Below are 16,020 nucleotides of genomic sequence, written 5' to 3' on the forward strand. Positions count from 1 at the left end.
TTAAAGCTTTGTTATTTTATCACACGTCGAGCTGTAACATAATTCTTTTGCGCCCAAGTGGAACTTAAATTTTGTTTGACAACATTGTTTGTAGTCATACTAATATATTGATTATTTCCTAAATAGATACCTGTTTGTGTAATATTTGCTCCTCCATCATTCGTTGAGAAGAACAATAAATCACCTTTTTGAAGCTGAGACTTGAGTACTTTTGTACCAACTAAAGCCTGTTTGCTCGCTAGTTTATCCTTTAAATCAATGCCGTTCTTGTTAAATACATAGTACGTAAATCCCGCACTTGTGAAAGTTAGTGCACTCTCATTATACGTATAGCCAAATTTTGCTTTGCTAGTTAAACCTGAAGCTGTAGCAATAATCTTATCGGCAGACGTATTCGCTGAAGGTGCACTTACCGAGGGGGTGTCAGAGAAAACCCGCTTAGCTGTAATATAGTGTTCTTTATAGTAATCAACTAATAAAACTCTCGTCATTACACCATCGGAATTAGGGATGATAATACGGTGATCACCAGCATAAATCCCAACAATTGAAGGATTTTTTGAGCCTGCCACACTATTAAAGAATACTAAATCACCCTTTTTCAAGTTTGCACGTGCTACTGTTGATCCTTGGTTCATTAAATCAGTTAACGTTTTTGCGCCTAGTGTCACACCGCTTTTACGATAGACGAAATCGACAAATGCTGGAGCTGTAAAGCGTAGGCTCGATTCATTCGTTGAAGAACTAATCGTTGCTTTATTTTTATACGTTAGCGCATTCTCTACAATTTTATCGCCTTTTGTTGCTGGGTTGGCAGATAGTAGGGTAGGTAAAACGCGTCGTGCGGATACATAGTTTTCAGTATAATATGGTTTACTATTTAAATCTGAGATTACGATATTTTGCTTGGAATCAGCCATGTGGATCATTTTATTGTTACCAATATACATACCTACATGATCGGGATCCGTGCCTGTTTTTTTACTCTTAAAGAATAGTAAATCACCTTTTTGTAATTGGTTTCGCGCTACATATGTGCCTTGTTGTATCATATAGTTTTCATTATACGTCCCAAGATCTACACCATTTTTCTCGAAGATATACATTAAAAATGAAGCACAAGAAAATTTATAAGGATATGTAGGCTTGTAAACCGTATTGCTATATGTCGATTGACCCATTAAGCTTTTACCAGTTTGAATCAATTGATCGGCTTTAGCGGCAACTGCCTGAGCGTTGTTTTGTGCATTTGTTGTAGCTGCCTCTACTTGAATTGGCTGCATCGCTGTTTGGACTAATCCGAATGAGCTAAATCCAATTGTTAATGCAAGTGTTGTAGATAAAAATCGTTTATTCATGTTGTATATTACCTCCTGAAGCTTCTAGTAGGATTTCTCCTGTATCGTCTTGCCTGGAAATAATCGTAGCATGAAAATATAGGGCTTCTTGACGGTAAATGTTGCCAGGGAGAAGTGGGGAGTGCCTCAACGCCTGCTATAAATGGCTTTATCGAAGGAATTTACAGTTATATTACAAATGTTTCAGTAAACTGTAATATGTGCGGGTTTCATTTAAAAAAACTGCCCTCAAATAGGACAGTTTAGGCAATTGCCTGTATGATTTCTAGTCGATTACCAAATGGATCTCGGAATTCAAAACGCTCATAACTTGGGATAGGTACAGATTCTACTATTTCGATTTGATGTTTGGCTAGTTTCGTCTTCCAATAATCAATATCTTCAACTTGATACGCAATATGAGCCTTTGTCGACAATCGATCAAAGCCATCCTCTGTTCCTACATGTACCTCTTGGTGACCAAGCTGTAACCAAAACCCGCCTCTACCTTTAAGAGAATGGGGTTTTTCTATTTCTTTTAGACCTAAGACACCGCAATAAAAATCTTTCCCTTGCTCCTCTGAACCTTTTGGAATAGTAATTTGCACATGATGTAAAGCAATAATCATAGTTTTACCTCCCATTATATTTATAGCTAATTATAGATTAATCACTAAATATTTACAAATTAGGGTGGTGTGTCAACATCTACGTTTCAGGCTGATTGAGCATAACTGCATGAATACCTTCTATAAAAGTGTTTAGTAAGATGGAAAAGCTTTTATTTCTATCAAGAGGCATCCCGAATCCCCCTAATTGTTCAATAGAGGTGAATCCATGAAGAATACTGCGTAGTCCTCTGACCATATGAATCGCCATTTCATCTTGCAAATGATAGGTTTCTAATACACGAAGTACAAGCTGTACGATAGATTCTTGAGCCTGCTGCAAATCTAGATCATTAGCATCTGGAAAGCGAGTGCTAGCATCATATAAGCCAGGGTGCTCTCGAACAAATTGAATATAAGCTTTACTAATTGCACGGATGGCATCATCGCCTGAGCGTCCCGCTGCTGCTTGAAGCATAGATGCTTGCAGGCTCTTGACGCCTTGAATGGCTAACTTTTGCTTCAATTCAGGTAATCCATCAAGATGGTTATATAGGGAAGGCGGTCGCACTTCCAATTTCTCTGCTAATAGCCCAATTGACAGTTGGTCTAATCCGTGTTCATCAACTAATTCTATTGCCTTTTGTACAATAATAGATAAATCTAATTTCATACGACGAGACATTTCCTCATCTCCTATTGTCTTAGTAAACTTCTTTCTGCTTCTGCAATAGCTATTTCCAAAAGCTTCTGTGGCTGCATTAACATCTTTCCATGTCCGACAGCTAGTAGGCTTGGATTTAATTTACTTAATTTTTTTGCGCTTTCAAGTGCTGTGCTTTTATCCCATGTAGCAAGGGCAGGAAACGGAAATAATGGATTCATCATACCTGATACGACAAGCTTTCCTCTTGTTATAAGGGCGTCTCCAGCAATTAAACTTCTATTGCGTGTGTCGAAAAGAGTAATAGAACCAGGAGTGTGACCTGGGGTTGCAATCACTTCTAATGAACCAACCCGTGCACCTTCTTCCAGTAATAGGTCTGGTTTCGTTTTAATGTTTTTAGGAAGCCCTCCCTTAATCGGTACAGCCTTTTCATTAGGAAGCAAAGTTTTATTCCCCTCCAATAAGAGGGCATCCCTTGAAGAGATGTACACCTGACAATCAGGTATTTCTTCTTTTAATGTATCTAACGCTCCTAGATGATCATTATGTGCATGGGTAATAATGATCTTCGTTATTGGTTTTCCTATAGTTTTAGCTACATCTATAATACTTTTTGCACTATATGGTAATGCGGCATCAATCAGTGTTAGCTCATGTTGCTCTTCTACAAAATAACAATTAACAGGAAATATTCTCGGCATAAATGACAATTGATATACGGTGTTAATAGTCGAAACCTTCATTCTTATAATACCTCCTATAAGCTAATCTTATTTTTATTTTAACTAATTTAATTAGTTTTTGCAATATTCACTTTAAATAGGGTGTGCAATGCTAAAAATATGGTGGAAATAGCTGAATGGGTGAATAAACTATAGTTTTTTTGAATCTATTAAGATCGAACAAACCTTATGGTATAATAATAAAAACGGAATAATAGGATAGAGGTACAAACCGAATTGGGTTTGTTTAAAAGGGAAGATCGGTGAAAATCCGACGCTGTCCCGCAACTGTAAATGGGAGCACATTTCAAGAGACCACTGTTACGCCTTGTAATGGGAAGGTGAAAGGTGTGATGAACATAAGCCAGGAGACCTGCCTTTATCCAGTACAGCCAAAAAACCTACGCGGATAGGGGGTGTTGAGTGTGACTAGAGAAATTCTCCTGCATGCTCATAGTATGATGATTGCTAACAAGGTAGCTTCTATGAATAATAGAAAGCTTTTTTCCATATGGCAAACATCGTATTATGTCGTGTATTTGTCATAAAAGACATCTTTCTAATGAGGGAAAGATGTCTTTTTTATGTAAATTATTAAAGGAGTGGTCCACATGAATCCACAAGTTGTTGAGTACTATGAAAGTTTATTTAAATTTGAAATTATGCAAGAGCCAAAGCCTTTGAAGGAGCTTGTTGAACAATATGTTGGGCATGATACGGCACATGAGCAATCTATTTTAGCAGCGTATGCAAATGTGATGAAGGAATTAATTGGATAGTGAAAGTTTGAAGGGCTACTTCTTTATGGGGTAGCCTTTTTTATTGCGCATTTGTTGACAACATTTTGTAGGAGGCGTAAGATTCTACTGAACAATCGTTTTGAACATTTGTTCAAAAAAAGAGGTGAGACCTGTCGATAAAAAAGATTTAATACTAAAAGAAAAAAATAAAGAGGTAAAAGATCAAATTTTACAGGCGGCAAAATTATTGTTTTCTTCAAGAGGATACGATGGAACGACGGTGAGACAAATTTGTGATGAAGCAAATGTATCACTCGCCCTTGTTTCCTATCATTTCGGTGGCAAAGAAAATGTTTTTAATGCACTATTCGAGCCACTCCGCCATACTTTTATGAATGCGCATTATGATGTCAATAATTCACTAGAAGCACTTCGTAGCTTTTGCAGAAACTTTGTCCTTTATCGCATACATGAGCATGAATTAATTGATATTTTACAGCAAGAAATTGTGATGAATAGTCCACGATTAGAGATGCTGAAGGACGTATTTCTACCTTCCTGGGAGCAGCTTCGGACAATTTTACAAGCTTGTTTAGAGCAACGATCAATTCATTTTGATTCCATTGATATTGCTCTTAACTTCATCATGGGGACATTAATGTACTCACTCAATAATCCATTTTTAAATCGATCCGCATTGCCATTAACACCTGAACAAATTGCAGATCTTGCAGTCGATTTCGTGTTAAATGGTCTACAAACAAACTATTAAAAAAGAAGGTAATCGCAATGAAAGCAGCAAAATTTTATGGCATGAAAGATATTCGCGTAGAGGAAGCCGAACTACCTGTACTAAAAAATGGAATGGTGAAAGTAAAAATCGCATTTGCAGGGATATGTGGCAGTGATTTACATGAGTATGTAGGAGGTGCTTATGCCTTCCGTACACAGCCAATATTAGGACATGAATTTTCGGGAGTAGTGGTGGAGGTGGCAGAGGGTGTCACTCACACCAAAGTGGGAGATCGTGTGGCAGTGGAACCACCTATCCCATGTGGAAAATGTGCGAACTGTAAACGTGGCTATTCAAACTTATGTAAAAGCGGCCAGTCATATGGCTATACGATTTCAGGTGGTTTTGCAGAATATGCTGTTGTTCGTGAGGAAAATATTTATCATCTCCCTGAAGGTATGAGCTTAGAGCTAGGCGCACTTGTTGAACCTACAGCCGTAGCTGTTCATGCTGTTCGTCAAAGTCAATTAAAGCTAGGAGATACAGCCGCTATTTTTGGTGCAGGTCCCATTGGCTTATTAATTTTGCAAGCTGTGAAAGCAGCAGGAGCAAGTGAAATCTTTGTAGTAGAGGTTTCTGATGAACGACGCCAAAAAGCATTGGAGCTAGGCGCAACCTATGTCGTTAATCCAATCGACACAGATGCTGTTGCCTTTATTCGTGAAAAAACAAATGGCGGTGTGGATGTTGCATATGACGCAGCAGGTGTACAAGCAACTTTCTCAAGCGGCGTAAGTGCTGTTCATCCGGGTGGTGAATTTAAAATCGTCAGTGTTTGGGAAAAACCAGTTGAATTCAATCCGAATGCGGTAGTTTCACCTGAAGTGAAAATTAGCGGTTCATTCGCTTACGTGAATATTTTCCCAGAGGTCATTCGATTACTAGCACGTGAGGTAATCGATGGGCAGGCAGTGATTACAAGCCAAATTGCTTTAGAGGATATCGTTGAAAAAGGATTTGAAGCACTAATGAAAGATCGTAGCCAATGTAAAATCCTTGTGAATATGAGTTTATAAATTTACCCTAATTCGTAGCCAAATTTGTATCATTACTTGTTTGGCTATGATTTTTTTATTGATAAATAGCATAATACCACTAGGAATACATTTGTTTGTCATAAAACTGCCTTTAGGACTTCATTCATATTTCACTTTTACTTTATATAATAAATTTGATATTTATCTTCATTCAGCAAATGTTTGTAATACAGAAGGTTCCTCCTTCATAGGGGGATGCATGCTAATTGAGTGTTCAAACGCCTACTGAATCAAGATAATGCCTCAAGCGGATATCACAGATTTTGAAGATGAACTTTCCGGCCAAGCTCCTCTTCAAAATCTGGTCGCAGCCTAACAACAGCGGCAATTACGGTGAGGTGTATTTGATCAAATAGATTGGAGATTAAAAATGAAAAATCTGCTTTATTCAAGGTTTTGGCGTTTGCATTTTTTCGCAGCTCTGTGTATTACGCCATTACTGCTATCTCTCACATTAAGTGGGATCGGTTATTTGTTTTTTACAGATGTAGAAAATCGTTTATATGATGATTATTTTTTTGGCGATAGCCATAAAGAAGAGGTCTTAACTATTGATGAAGCAGTGGAAAAAGCAGAGGCAGCATTTGCAGGATACTCCACGACAAAAGTGATTATGTTGGAAGAGCCTTATAATACACGTTTAACTTTATCAAATGGCAATGAACAGAAATATGTATTTTTAGATGATCAAAATCAAATGGTTGGTAGTCAGGATGCCAATTATACATTTTCTAATATTATGAGAAATACCCATAGCTCTCTATTTATTGGTGGTACATTTGTCAATTATTTAGTAGAACTTGCGGCATGCTGGACGATCTTTTTATTGCTATCCGGACTTTATATGACATTTAAAGGCGATTTATTGAAAAAGCGCAAGTCGGAAAATAAACGACAAAAAAGTAAGAGATACCATGCGCTTGTTGGGACCATCATTACTATTCCAATGGTGATGTTTATTTCTACAGGGCTTTTATGGTCGGCTTTTCAAGGTTCAATACTGGCCAATATAGCGTCAGAAAGTCCAACTTTCGGCTACCCATTATTACAGCAAAAGCCACCAACATCAGATGTGTCTGAGATTCCGTGGGCAACTCGTCAATTAGAGGCTCCAACATCTGAGGGAGAACATGCACAGCATCACGGTGGTGGGTCTGTCCGTTATACAAACGACAACCAAATGACGATTGCTAATCTTGAAAAAGAAATCACGGCCATGAATATCGCCAAACCGTATTCGATTATTTATCCGTCAAACGAAGAAGGCGTTTATACAGTGGCAAAGGCTAGTAATTCAGGTGTAACAGGACTTGATGTCAAGCCTACAGACGAAGCAACGATGTATTTTGATCAATATAGCGGCAAGTTTATTGATCAGGTTAACTACAAGGATTATGGTATGCTGGCGAAGTTCTTTACATGGGGCATTCCTTTACATGAAGGACATTTGTTTGGCTGGCCAAATAAGCTGTTAAACTTACTCGTATGTTTAGCCTTTTTAGCAGTAATTGTATGGGGAATTCGCACTTGGATTTTACGTAGGAAAAAAGGTGAGCTGTCTGCTCCACCACAAATTTCACATAAAATCTCACTTCCTTTCGTCATCTTCCTTATTATTTTAGGGATTATCATGCCATTATTCGGTGCCTCATTGATCGCAGTGGTGTTGATTGAATATTTCATTTTAGGATGGCAAACTAAAAAGAAACTAAGAGCAGAAGAAACTAAATAACGATAATGGATACGGCACAACCAAAAGGTGTCGTATCTTTTTTTGTGTTGATTATTTCATATGGTGTAAGCCGAATACTATGTTGATGCTAAAAATTATTTATAGATTTTTCAGCGCGATTTTATAAAGTTTTAAGATTTGTATGGTACATTGCTATTAGTTTCAGCTAATTGGGGGAATTTAGATGTCGATTAAAACGAGGTTTTTGCTATCTTATGTAGGCGTTATTATTATTGCAATCACGCTTTTACTTGCAGCTGTTTTTCTTTTTGCCTTTGCGATCACAGGTGATGTTAAAGCAATTGAGCATTTTTATAAAAAGTCATATGTCCAAAAGCCTTTAACAACAGTAGAGGAAAATGCTTTTTTAGATTTGAAATTATTGGCTAAAAATAATCCCCAGCAGCTTTTAGATATTGAACAGCTACAAACGATCAATGCTCCTTCCATTGAGATTGTAGTGCGGAAAGACCATCAAATTGTTTATGCCACACAGCAAGAGCATCAACAATTATTACTGCAAAGTTTACCAGGTTTTGAGGCGACCAATATTAATTCACGTGACACAATCATGATCAATCAAGCGTTTTATACGTATGTGAAGTTTGATTTTTATTTCCCTGACAAAACGGAGGGGAGTATCTTTGTTTTAAGAGAGGTAAGTTCACATGCGGAAATAACGCGAGAATTATTACCTATTTTATTAGGTATTTTATTTGTATTATTTCTAATGATTATTGGTTTATTAAATTATTTAGTGTCTAGAAGTATCATTAACCCTATCACAGCCTTAAAAGAAGGGGCTCAACGAATTAAATCGGGTGATTTAGATTTTGAAATATCATCTCGTTCTAATGATGAAATAGGTCAGCTCAATCGATCGTTTGAGGAAATGAGAGTCAAGCTCAAGGAGTCTGTACAAATTCAGCTTCAATATGAAGAGAATCGGAAAGAACTTTTATCGAATATCTCCCATGATTTAAAAACACCGATGACCTCTATTATTGGCTATGTAGAAGGTATTAAAGATGGTGTAGCGAATACCGAAGAGAAAATGGATAAATATTTAACGACGATCTATACGAAAGCTAAGGATATGGACGTATTAATTGATGAATTATTCTTATTTTCCAAATTGGATTTGAAAAAGGTTCCGTTCCAAATGGACAGTGTGAATCTTCAACAATATATGCATGATTATGTGGAGGATGCTAGTTTTGACTTTATTGCCAGAGATATTCATTTACAATATATATCAGCAGGCTCACCGCTTTTTGCTATGGCAGACAGGGATAAGTTAAGACGTGTCTTATCTAATTTATTGAGCAATAGTGAAAAATATATGGATAAACCCTATAAGCAAATTATTATTTCCCTGCATGAACGAGTAGATGATGCCATCATTCAAGTTACGGATAATGGTGCGGGTATTGATCCTACAGCATTACCACATATATTTGACCGGTTTTATCGTGCGGAGCCTTCTCGAAATTCGCAAACAGGTGGTAGCGGTCTTGGGTTAGCGATTGCAAAACAAATCGTCCTTGAAATGGGCGGCGATATTTGGGCAAAGAGCGAATTGACAAAGGGAACGAGCATTTTCATTTCATTGAAAAAGGATGAGGAAATGAGGAAAGATCATGAAAAAAATACTATTAATTGAAGATGAAGTGAGCATAGCAGAGCTCCAACGTGATTATTTAGAAATTAATGATTTTATGGTAGATATACAACATAATGGCGATGAGGGGCTGAAGCAGGCACTTCATGGAGATTATGATTTAATTATTTTAGATATTATGCTTCCAGGAATGAATGGCTTTGAAATTTGTAAACAAATTCGAGCAGTGAACAATATTCCCATCTTATTTGTGTCGGCAAAAAAAGAGGATATAGATAAAATCCGAGGGCTTGGTTTAGGAGCAGATGATTATATTACCAAGCCCTTTAGTCCAAGTGAGCTTGTGGCAAGGGTCAAGGCGCATTTATCAAGATATGAGCGTTTAGCGTCTAACCAGCCAACGAATAATATGTTGTCTATCCATGGTATTACGATCGATACATCCGCTCGTAAGGTATTTGTGAATGGTGAAGAAGTGGCCTTTACAACTAAGGAATTCGATTTGCTTGTATTTTTTGTCAAACATCCAAATCAAGTATTAAGTAAAGAACAATTATATGAGCGAAACTGGGGCTATGAATCCGCTGCAGATGTTTCCACCGTTACTGTGCATATACGAAAGCTTCGTGAAAAAATTGAACGTGATCCTGCACAGCCCAAGTTTTTGGAAACCGTATGGGGTGCAGGTTACCGCCTAAATGTATAAGATCAACGCCTCGTCGTCTTGACGAGGTTTTTTTATTGAAATTTTAGACTTTTTTAAGAAATGGTTAATAGGCAATTTAGCAATGACTTGTAAACTAAGAATATAACAACGAAATTACCTAGTGAGGAAGGTGCATGGTAAATGAAAAAAATGCAAGCGGTCACGATCGCTTTATCATTTTTACTGCAGGGATGTGCCCCAAATGATACGGAGGCCATAAAGCTTAATAAAGATGGAAATGAGGAGGTGGCAACAGATTTGGCTAGTCAATTGTTTCAAGCGGTAGAAAATAGAAATATAGAATCGCTTAAAAGGGTTATCAATGAAAAAGTAGATATTAATGCGCAGGACTCAAATAATCGAACAGCATTAATGATTGCTACTTATAATCAGGATGTGGAAGTAGCGAAATTACTAATCGATGCAGGTGCCGATGTAAACATCCAGGATGATATGAAAAACACGCCTTTCTTATATGCTGGTGCGGAAGGCTATTTGGATATATTAAAGCTAACGATTCAAGCAGGTGCCGATCCTACAATTGTAAATCGCTATGGGGGAACGGCATTAATTCCTGCAGCTGAGCACGGCTATATTGATGTCATTGAGGAATTATTAACTACCACTAATATCGATGTGAATCATGTCAATCATTTGGGATGGACGGCATTAATGGAAGCGATTGTATTAAATAACGGCAATCCGACACAGCAAACGGCCATTCAACTGTTGGTTGATTATGGTGCTGACGTCAATATTCCAGATAAAAATAATGTGTCACCCTTACAGCACGCGAAACAGAAAGGGTTTAAGGAGATTGAAGAAATCCTTATTGCCGCAGGAGCCAAATAAAGCCGGTACAGGAGTCGTCGCTCTTCGTTCCAAGCACTTTTCTGCATAAAGCACTATATTTCTCATTTCTCCCTAAAGTCATTCATCTAATAGTCGTCCTGAATAAGAGCCGTCGAGAAGTTCACTCTCGATGGCTCTTTTCTATCGTCAACTCTAATCTTAAATATATTTCTCTATTTTTTAATTCTTTTTTAATATTTTATTTATTGGCAGTTTAGATATGGACTTTATGATAAATATTGTAAACCAAATTAAACCAAAAGGGGAGTTTGTAAGATGAAATTGAGAAAACGTATTGTCCCAGCAGTACTAGCTTTATCGGTATTATCAGCAGGTCTAGTTACATTTAGTGAGCCGTTAAATGCAGATGCAGCAGGTCAGAAAGTAGTAGCAGCTGCGAACAATGAGCAGGTGGCGAGAATTACTAAAGTTAAGCCAATCAACACAATGACATTACAAGTTACATTTACCCAACCTTTAGCAGCAGCCGATATTGATCCAAACAATTTAGAGGCAATTAAAAAAGATTTTAATTTTAATGGAAATTTAGAGATTGTCAATGTTCCACGATTAATGACCGATTCTACGAGTACATATATTGTACCTGTTACGTTCCAGGAAGATGATTTCATCTACAGATTGAGCTATAAAGAACAACGTAATAGAGTCTTTGAAGGGACAGATGAAAAAGTACTTGTACGAAATGTGACGCAAGTAACTGATGATACTTTTACATTGGAGTCATTCCAAGAGGATGGTGTGGTGGATTATGCCAATATCATTGAGGCTTACCGTGGAGGACGTGGAGATCTTGCATTTAGCATAAATCGTCAAAATCGTGATGCAAGTGGGAAGCGATTTGATGTTATTTCTTCTTTACGCGATCGCTATGTGACAGTGAAAACAAGTGAAGGGGAGGAGTTTGTTGCTAATTATGTGCCTTTCACACAAGCAGCTGATGGTAAACAAGCACCTCAATTTAGATTACCAGCAGGTCAAACTTTAAAACAAGGTGTCACATACCGAGTGTATTCTCAATGGGCAGAAATTGATGAAAAGAGCTTTGTTGCCAATAAAAAGGCACCATTTACATTGCAATCAGCTAATGCTATCGATAGTCAATCATTTGAATTACAATTAACAAATGATCCCCAATCGGATTTATTAGCTGGCCGAAGTGTCGAACTTCGTGGTAATGATGGCAGCACATTACAAGCTCAATATCGATATTCATCACGTAAAGGGGCAGTAGGGATCTTTGATATTGCGAATGGTGGCACATTAAAAGCTGGTGTAAGCTATACAGTAATGCCATTAAATAATTGGGCTACTGCGACAAATGTAGTTCTACAAGGTAAATAAACAGTCATACGTTCTCCTATAAAAAAATCTCGTCACAGTGGTGGCGAGATTTTTTGATTTATAGCCAGCCTTTATCACTCGCTATTTGAGCAGCTTGCTGTCTTGATTCTACTTGTAGTTTCTGTATAGTCGTTGATAAATAATTACGAATGGTACCTTTAGTTAAAAATAATTGTTTACTGATTTCGTGAGTGGTTAAGCCTTCCTTCACTAGTTGTAGCACGGCAATTTCTCGCTCATTTAAAGGATTTTGCTCCTTCATAAATAAAGTAGCGGCTAAATCTTTACTGACCACCTTTTCACCCTGCATAATCTTGCGAATCGTAGCGATTAAATAATCAATCGGTTCATCTTTCAGTAAGTAGCCGTGTACTTCACAATCCATTGCTTTTTGTAAATAGCCTGGGCGTGCAAACGTTGTGACAATCATCACTTTGCAGGGCAAATTGGCCACTTTAATTTTTTCTGCAAGTTCTAACCCTGAGAGATGGGGCATTTCAATATCTACAAGGCAAACATCGGGTAATTCCTGCTGAATGTAGTCCCATGCTTTTTGACCATCAGAAACTTCAGCGATTACTTCAATATCGGGTTCGAATGACAAAAGGGATGTTAAGGCACCACGTAACATTTGTTGGTCCTCTGCTAGTAAAACTCGTATCATGACGGGGGCTCCTTTCCATCTTGAATGGGTATGCTCAATATCACCTTTGTGCCTGTCTTTGTATTGTCTTCAAACAGGGCATCCCCTTGCAGAACACGCATTCTTTCTTTCATCGAGTTCATGCCATTGCCCAGTCCCTTTTGTTCCAAACCAATCCCATCATCTTGAATAGCAATGGTATATTGTCTAGTTCGACAGTGGATTTGCATATGGCAGTTCTGAGCATGACTATGCTTTAGCATATTAGTAGTAGCCTCACGTACACATAAAGCTAGCATTGTTTCCTCAACACTTGAAAGAACAATTTTTGGACAGTGATTGTGAATGGTGGTCTTAATATTGGCACTTTGTAATAGCTGCTGGCAGTGGTGCAGCTCCGTTTGTAGAGACACGAAATTCATATCCGAAACAAGCTCACGTACTTGCTTTAGGGCTGTACGCGTTGTAGCTAATATGTCGTTTAATTCTTGTTTGACACTGGAAGGATCCCGGTCGATAAGTTTAGTAGTCAATTCTGTTTTCACTTTAATCATCGTCAGGGTGTGACCAATGGTGTCATGAAGATCTCTAGCAATGCGCTGTCTTTCCTCCTGCTGAACAAGCTGGGTATTAACATCTGTCAATTCGTTTTGTAGATTTTTCGATTTTTCTACAAAATAAATGAGGATAGGGAATACCAATTGAATGATCATCATGGGTACTAGTACCTGTGAATCAACAAGTGCTAGGGAATTTGTGGTCGCCAAGAAAACGATTAAAAACATGACAGCCATCCCTAAAATTCCACTAGCAATATGCCATTTTGATTTCGCTCTTCCTAATAAATCGGCAAAGGTAAATCCGAAAATAAGCATGAAGATGTCCTCGTAAATAGCAAGGATGGTAATAAGAAGGAAGCCTACAATTGAGGCAAGTAGTAGCTTCCAATCTCGATTCCATAAAGCCATATAGAAGGCACCTAGGTACAAGAATAAAATAGCTAATTTAGCTATGAAAGGGAGAGCGGATTGAGACCATAACACCATGGCTACTAATACAATTATAGATACAACATCGATAATTAAATAATGTTTAACTTGTTCTCTGGGATATATTTTTATGGCTTACACCATCCTCTGTTGCTTATTCTTTGTCAGCGCGTGAATCGTTTTTTTACGTACCCATTCCATCGGGCCAATATGGAACTGCTGCTGCCAAAATGTTGCTAGGACTAGCTGTAGGCAAGAAAGGGCAATCCAAATACTTATGATAAGAATGCTATTTACATGACCACCTAAGCCAAGTCCCCAGCCGTAAAAAATAATAGACGCCAGCACATTTTGCAGCACATAACAGCTTAATGACATTTTGCCGACATTGGCAAATCGTTGCCAAAGCCAATCTAGCCTCTTATATTCTACCAGTTTACCTAAAATTCCAATATAGCCAATCGATAGAATCGGAGCACATAAATAACGAACAGGTAAATCAAAAAGCCCCCCTGGAATAAAAATTAGCAAATTTAATGGAATTCCAATGAATACACCGATTGTAAACAGCTTTTGCCGAGCTTGATGACCTTTATTCGTTGGTGAAAAAACCTCATTGCGCATGAACTTGACGCCAAGAATAAATAAAAAAACATTCATAGGGATAATAAAAATAGCTTCTGTCCGATAAAATAAAAAGTTTGTTAGGCGATGCTGTACTTGCTCCAGCCATGTACCATTTTCATAGATGGCTGAAACAGTTTCCATACCATTTAGGGAAACGCTACCAGCAAGCAAGGAAATGACAAAAATAAAGAGAATGAGGAGGACATGAAAGCTACCAAAAAGATAGAAAGCCCATGTCATCACTTTGTCGCCTAATCTAATTACAATAGCCACGATAAAAGCCGTAACGGCGTAGCTCATTAAAATATCATATTCCATGACAAGTGTGTAATGAAGCAGTCCCTCCAACCCTAAAAAGACAATCGTCCATAGATACATGCCTGGCCAAGCATTTCCTTTACGAAGTGCTTGCTGGTATTTTAGCTGTAAACCTACTCCAAACATAATCGTTAATAATCCTAGGAGCTTTCCATTGACGAAAAATAGCACTAACATTCGTGAAAAATCATTGAAAGACCACCAACCAGTATAATTACTCGTTGTGATATACGATAAATCACCGAGATAAGCAAAAATCCAAATATTTGTTCCGAGCGTTCCTAAGACAGCGAAGCCTCTTAGCATATCGATAAAGGGAAGCCTTTGTTGTGTTTGCATTGTTCTATCACTCTTTCTTTGTTTTTCTTATATTCATGATAAGAAAAACAGGAAGGGAAAACCTATTCACACGAGTCAAAGAAACTATATGACAGGTGTCATAACAAAAAACCAGCAACGCTTTGTATGCTGGCTAAAAGATTATTTTGTACATATATAGATGCGATAATCTAAAATAGTATCGTATTTTTCGTTCATCCTCATATGCTGATCCATGACATCATACAAGGTGGATTCGATATCCTTAGAAATGTGGAATTCTGGCTTGGATAAGATATCCTTGTTTTTTTGTATGCGAATATCTTGAAACCCTGTCTCTTGGAATAAAGCAACCCAATCCTTTTTCGTGAGGAGCTTATCAAATCCGTAAAATTGTTGGATGTCGTCTGCCTGCTGTGTGGAAAGGAGCATAGGGACGGTAAATTCAATGGCAATTAAGCGTCCACCTTTTTTCAATAAACGGAAAATCTCTTGCAATGCACGTTGTTTATTTACAAAGGCAAGAACTGATTCAGCAAGGACAAAGTCAAATGCTTCATTGGGTAATGATGTTTCCTCAATCGAGCCTTGAATAATATTGACTGATACATGTGCTTTTTTCATGCGGTGACGCGCCTTTTCTATCATGATGGGATTGATATCGATACCCGTTACGTGGGCTGCATAATGGGAAGCCAAATAGGCAGCTGTTTGTCCTGTTCCACAGCCAACATCTAAAATATGTGAGGCTGGTAGAATACGCTCATTCTTCATGATTTCCTTTGATAGATTAATGCCCCCAGGATGGGCACCACCCACACCAAATTTCGCTAAAAATTGGAGATAATTAGAATTTTGAATGAAAACCACCTTCTTTTTTATATAGTATGAAAAGAAAACTAGTATGGTTCCCTTACATATGGTAAAAAGCTAGAAATCCCTATTTTT

At 37.7% G+C, this 16,020-nt stretch carries 16 protein-coding genes and 1 riboswitch; of the genes, 8 read left to right on the plus strand and 8 right to left on the minus strand.

Annotated elements, in window-relative coordinates; translation table 11 throughout:
- Window positions 1-11: 11 nt before the first annotated feature.
- The 4 genes from C9J29_RS07095 to C9J29_RS07110 form a co-directional block, all read right to left on the minus strand.
- Window positions 12-1,358 carry a C40 family peptidase gene (locus C9J29_RS07095; RefSeq protein WP_089984929.1) on the minus strand — a complete coding sequence of 449 codons (1,347 nt, stop codon included), beginning with the start codon at window positions 1,356-1,358 and terminating at the stop codon, window positions 12-14.
- A gap of 242 nt (window positions 1,359-1,600) precedes the next feature.
- Window positions 1,601-1,966, minus strand: coding sequence for a VOC family protein (locus C9J29_RS07100; RefSeq protein ID WP_043989996.1), 366 nt, complete (start codon window positions 1,964-1,966; stop codon window positions 1,601-1,603).
- 79 nt (window positions 1,967-2,045) lie between these two features.
- Window positions 2,046-2,630, minus strand: coding sequence for a TetR/AcrR family transcriptional regulator (locus C9J29_RS07105; protein WP_008175711.1), 585 nt, complete (start codon window positions 2,628-2,630; stop codon window positions 2,046-2,048).
- An 11-nt stretch (window positions 2,631-2,641) separates the two neighbouring features.
- A complete protein-coding gene (locus C9J29_RS07110; protein ID WP_164908689.1) occupies window positions 2,642-3,355 on the minus strand; it encodes an MBL fold metallo-hydrolase in 714 nt (237 codons plus the stop codon).
- 185 nt (window positions 3,356-3,540) lie between these two features.
- Window positions 3,541-3,729, plus strand: a riboswitch (cobalamin riboswitch).
- Window positions 3,730-3,945: 216 nt separating this feature from the next.
- Between C9J29_RS07110 and C9J29_RS24235 the strand changes: the two genes are divergently transcribed.
- The 8 genes from C9J29_RS24235 (at window position 3,946) to C9J29_RS07145 (ending at window position 12,177) form a co-directional block, all read left to right on the plus strand.
- On the plus strand, window positions 3,946-4,113 hold the full coding sequence (locus C9J29_RS24235) for a hypothetical protein (RefSeq protein ID WP_008175715.1): 168 nt from the start codon (window positions 3,946-3,948) through the stop codon (window positions 4,111-4,113).
- 124 nt (window positions 4,114-4,237) lie between these two features.
- A complete protein-coding gene (locus C9J29_RS07115) occupies window positions 4,238-4,846 on the plus strand; it encodes a TetR/AcrR family transcriptional regulator (protein WP_043990041.1) in 609 nt (202 codons plus the stop codon).
- 17 nt (window positions 4,847-4,863) lie between these two features.
- Entirely contained in the window at window positions 4,864-5,883 is a 1,020-nt protein-coding gene (locus C9J29_RS07120; RefSeq protein WP_089984927.1) for a 2,3-butanediol dehydrogenase, read from the plus strand.
- A 391-nt stretch (window positions 5,884-6,274) separates the two neighbouring features.
- The gene (locus tag C9J29_RS07125; protein ID WP_089984923.1) at window positions 6,275-7,636 is read left to right on the plus strand and encodes a PepSY-associated TM helix domain-containing protein; all 1,362 of its coding nucleotides are present in this window, start codon (window positions 6,275-6,277) and stop codon (window positions 7,634-7,636) included.
- Window positions 7,637-7,820: 184 nt separating this feature from the next.
- Entirely contained in the window at window positions 7,821-9,299 is a 1,479-nt protein-coding gene (locus C9J29_RS07130) for a sensor histidine kinase (RefSeq protein ID WP_089984921.1), read from the plus strand.
- Window positions 9,277-9,963 (plus strand): response regulator transcription factor, encoded by a 687-nt coding sequence (locus C9J29_RS07135; protein ID WP_036125131.1) that lies wholly within the window; start codon window positions 9,277-9,279, stop codon window positions 9,961-9,963. Before C9J29_RS07130 ends, C9J29_RS07135 begins: the two co-directional genes overlap by 23 nt.
- A gap of 141 nt (window positions 9,964-10,104) precedes the next feature.
- Window positions 10,105-10,815, plus strand: coding sequence for an ankyrin repeat domain-containing protein (locus C9J29_RS07140; protein ID WP_107921848.1), 711 nt, complete (start codon window positions 10,105-10,107; stop codon window positions 10,813-10,815).
- A 276-nt stretch (window positions 10,816-11,091) separates the two neighbouring features.
- Window positions 11,092-12,177, plus strand: a complete 1,086-nt coding sequence (locus C9J29_RS07145; protein WP_107921849.1) for a hypothetical protein — start codon at window positions 11,092-11,094, stop codon at window positions 12,175-12,177.
- A 58-nt stretch (window positions 12,178-12,235) separates the two neighbouring features.
- Here C9J29_RS07145 and C9J29_RS07150 read toward each other — a convergent pair whose 3' ends face one another.
- The 4 genes from C9J29_RS07150 to C9J29_RS07165 form a co-directional block, all read right to left on the minus strand.
- Window positions 12,236-12,841, minus strand: a complete 606-nt coding sequence (locus C9J29_RS07150; protein ID WP_008175733.1) for a response regulator transcription factor — start codon at window positions 12,839-12,841, stop codon at window positions 12,236-12,238.
- Entirely contained in the window at window positions 12,838-13,866 is a 1,029-nt protein-coding gene (locus C9J29_RS07155; protein WP_107921850.1) for a sensor histidine kinase, read from the minus strand. Before C9J29_RS07155 ends, C9J29_RS07150 begins: the two co-directional genes overlap by 4 nt.
- A 78-nt stretch (window positions 13,867-13,944) precedes the next feature.
- Window positions 13,945-15,093, minus strand: coding sequence for a DUF418 domain-containing protein (locus C9J29_RS07160; RefSeq protein ID WP_107921851.1), 1,149 nt, complete (start codon window positions 15,091-15,093; stop codon window positions 13,945-13,947).
- A 141-nt stretch (window positions 15,094-15,234) separates the two neighbouring features.
- On the minus strand, window positions 15,235-15,942 hold the full coding sequence (locus tag C9J29_RS07165) for a class I SAM-dependent methyltransferase (protein WP_237068768.1): 708 nt from the start codon (window positions 15,940-15,942) through the stop codon (window positions 15,235-15,237).
- Window positions 15,943-16,020 lie beyond the last annotated feature (78 nt).

Origin of the sequence: Lysinibacillus fusiformis, assembly GCF_003049525.1 — a bacterium.
Lineage (GTDB): Bacteria > Bacillota > Bacilli > Bacillales_A > Planococcaceae > Lysinibacillus > Lysinibacillus fusiformis.

Excerpts from the sequence above, each read along its gene's own strand:
- C9J29_RS07140 (WP_107921848.1), top strand. The coding sequence starts at position 10,105 with ATGAAAAAAATGCAAGCGGTCACGATCGCTTTATCATTTTTACTGCAG.
- C9J29_RS24235 (WP_008175715.1), top strand. The coding sequence starts at position 3,946 with ATGAATCCACAAGTTGTTGAGTACTATGAAAGTTTATTTAAATTTGAA.
- C9J29_RS07145 (WP_107921849.1), top strand. The coding sequence starts at position 11,092 with ATGAAATTGAGAAAACGTATTGTCCCAGCAGTACTAGCTTTATCGGTA.
- C9J29_RS07110 (WP_164908689.1), bottom strand. The coding sequence starts at position 3,355 with ATGAAGGTTTCGACTATTAACACCGTATATCAATTGTCATTTATGCCG.
- C9J29_RS07120 (WP_089984927.1), top strand. The coding sequence starts at position 4,864 with ATGAAAGCAGCAAAATTTTATGGCATGAAAGATATTCGCGTAGAGGAA.
- C9J29_RS07150 (WP_008175733.1), bottom strand. The coding sequence starts at position 12,841 with ATGATACGAGTTTTACTAGCAGAGGACCAACAAATGTTACGTGGTGCC.
- C9J29_RS07160 (WP_107921851.1), bottom strand. The coding sequence starts at position 15,093 with ATGCAAACACAACAAAGGCTTCCCTTTATCGATATGCTAAGAGGCTTC.
- C9J29_RS07125 (WP_089984923.1), top strand. The coding sequence starts at position 6,275 with ATGAAAAATCTGCTTTATTCAAGGTTTTGGCGTTTGCATTTTTTCGCA.
- C9J29_RS07130 (WP_089984921.1), top strand. The coding sequence starts at position 7,821 with ATGTCGATTAAAACGAGGTTTTTGCTATCTTATGTAGGCGTTATTATT.
- C9J29_RS07095 (WP_089984929.1), bottom strand. The coding sequence starts at position 1,358 with ATGAATAAACGATTTTTATCTACAACACTTGCATTAACAATTGGATTT.
- C9J29_RS07105 (WP_008175711.1), bottom strand. The coding sequence starts at position 2,630 with ATGTCTCGTCGTATGAAATTAGATTTATCTATTATTGTACAAAAGGCA.
- C9J29_RS07155 (WP_107921850.1), bottom strand. The coding sequence starts at position 13,866 with ATGGTGTTATGGTCTCAATCCGCTCTCCCTTTCATAGCTAAATTAGCT.
- C9J29_RS07135 (WP_036125131.1), top strand. The coding sequence starts at position 9,277 with ATGAAAAAAATACTATTAATTGAAGATGAAGTGAGCATAGCAGAGCTC.
- C9J29_RS07100 (WP_043989996.1), bottom strand. The coding sequence starts at position 1,966 with ATGATTATTGCTTTACATCATGTGCAAATTACTATTCCAAAAGGTTCA.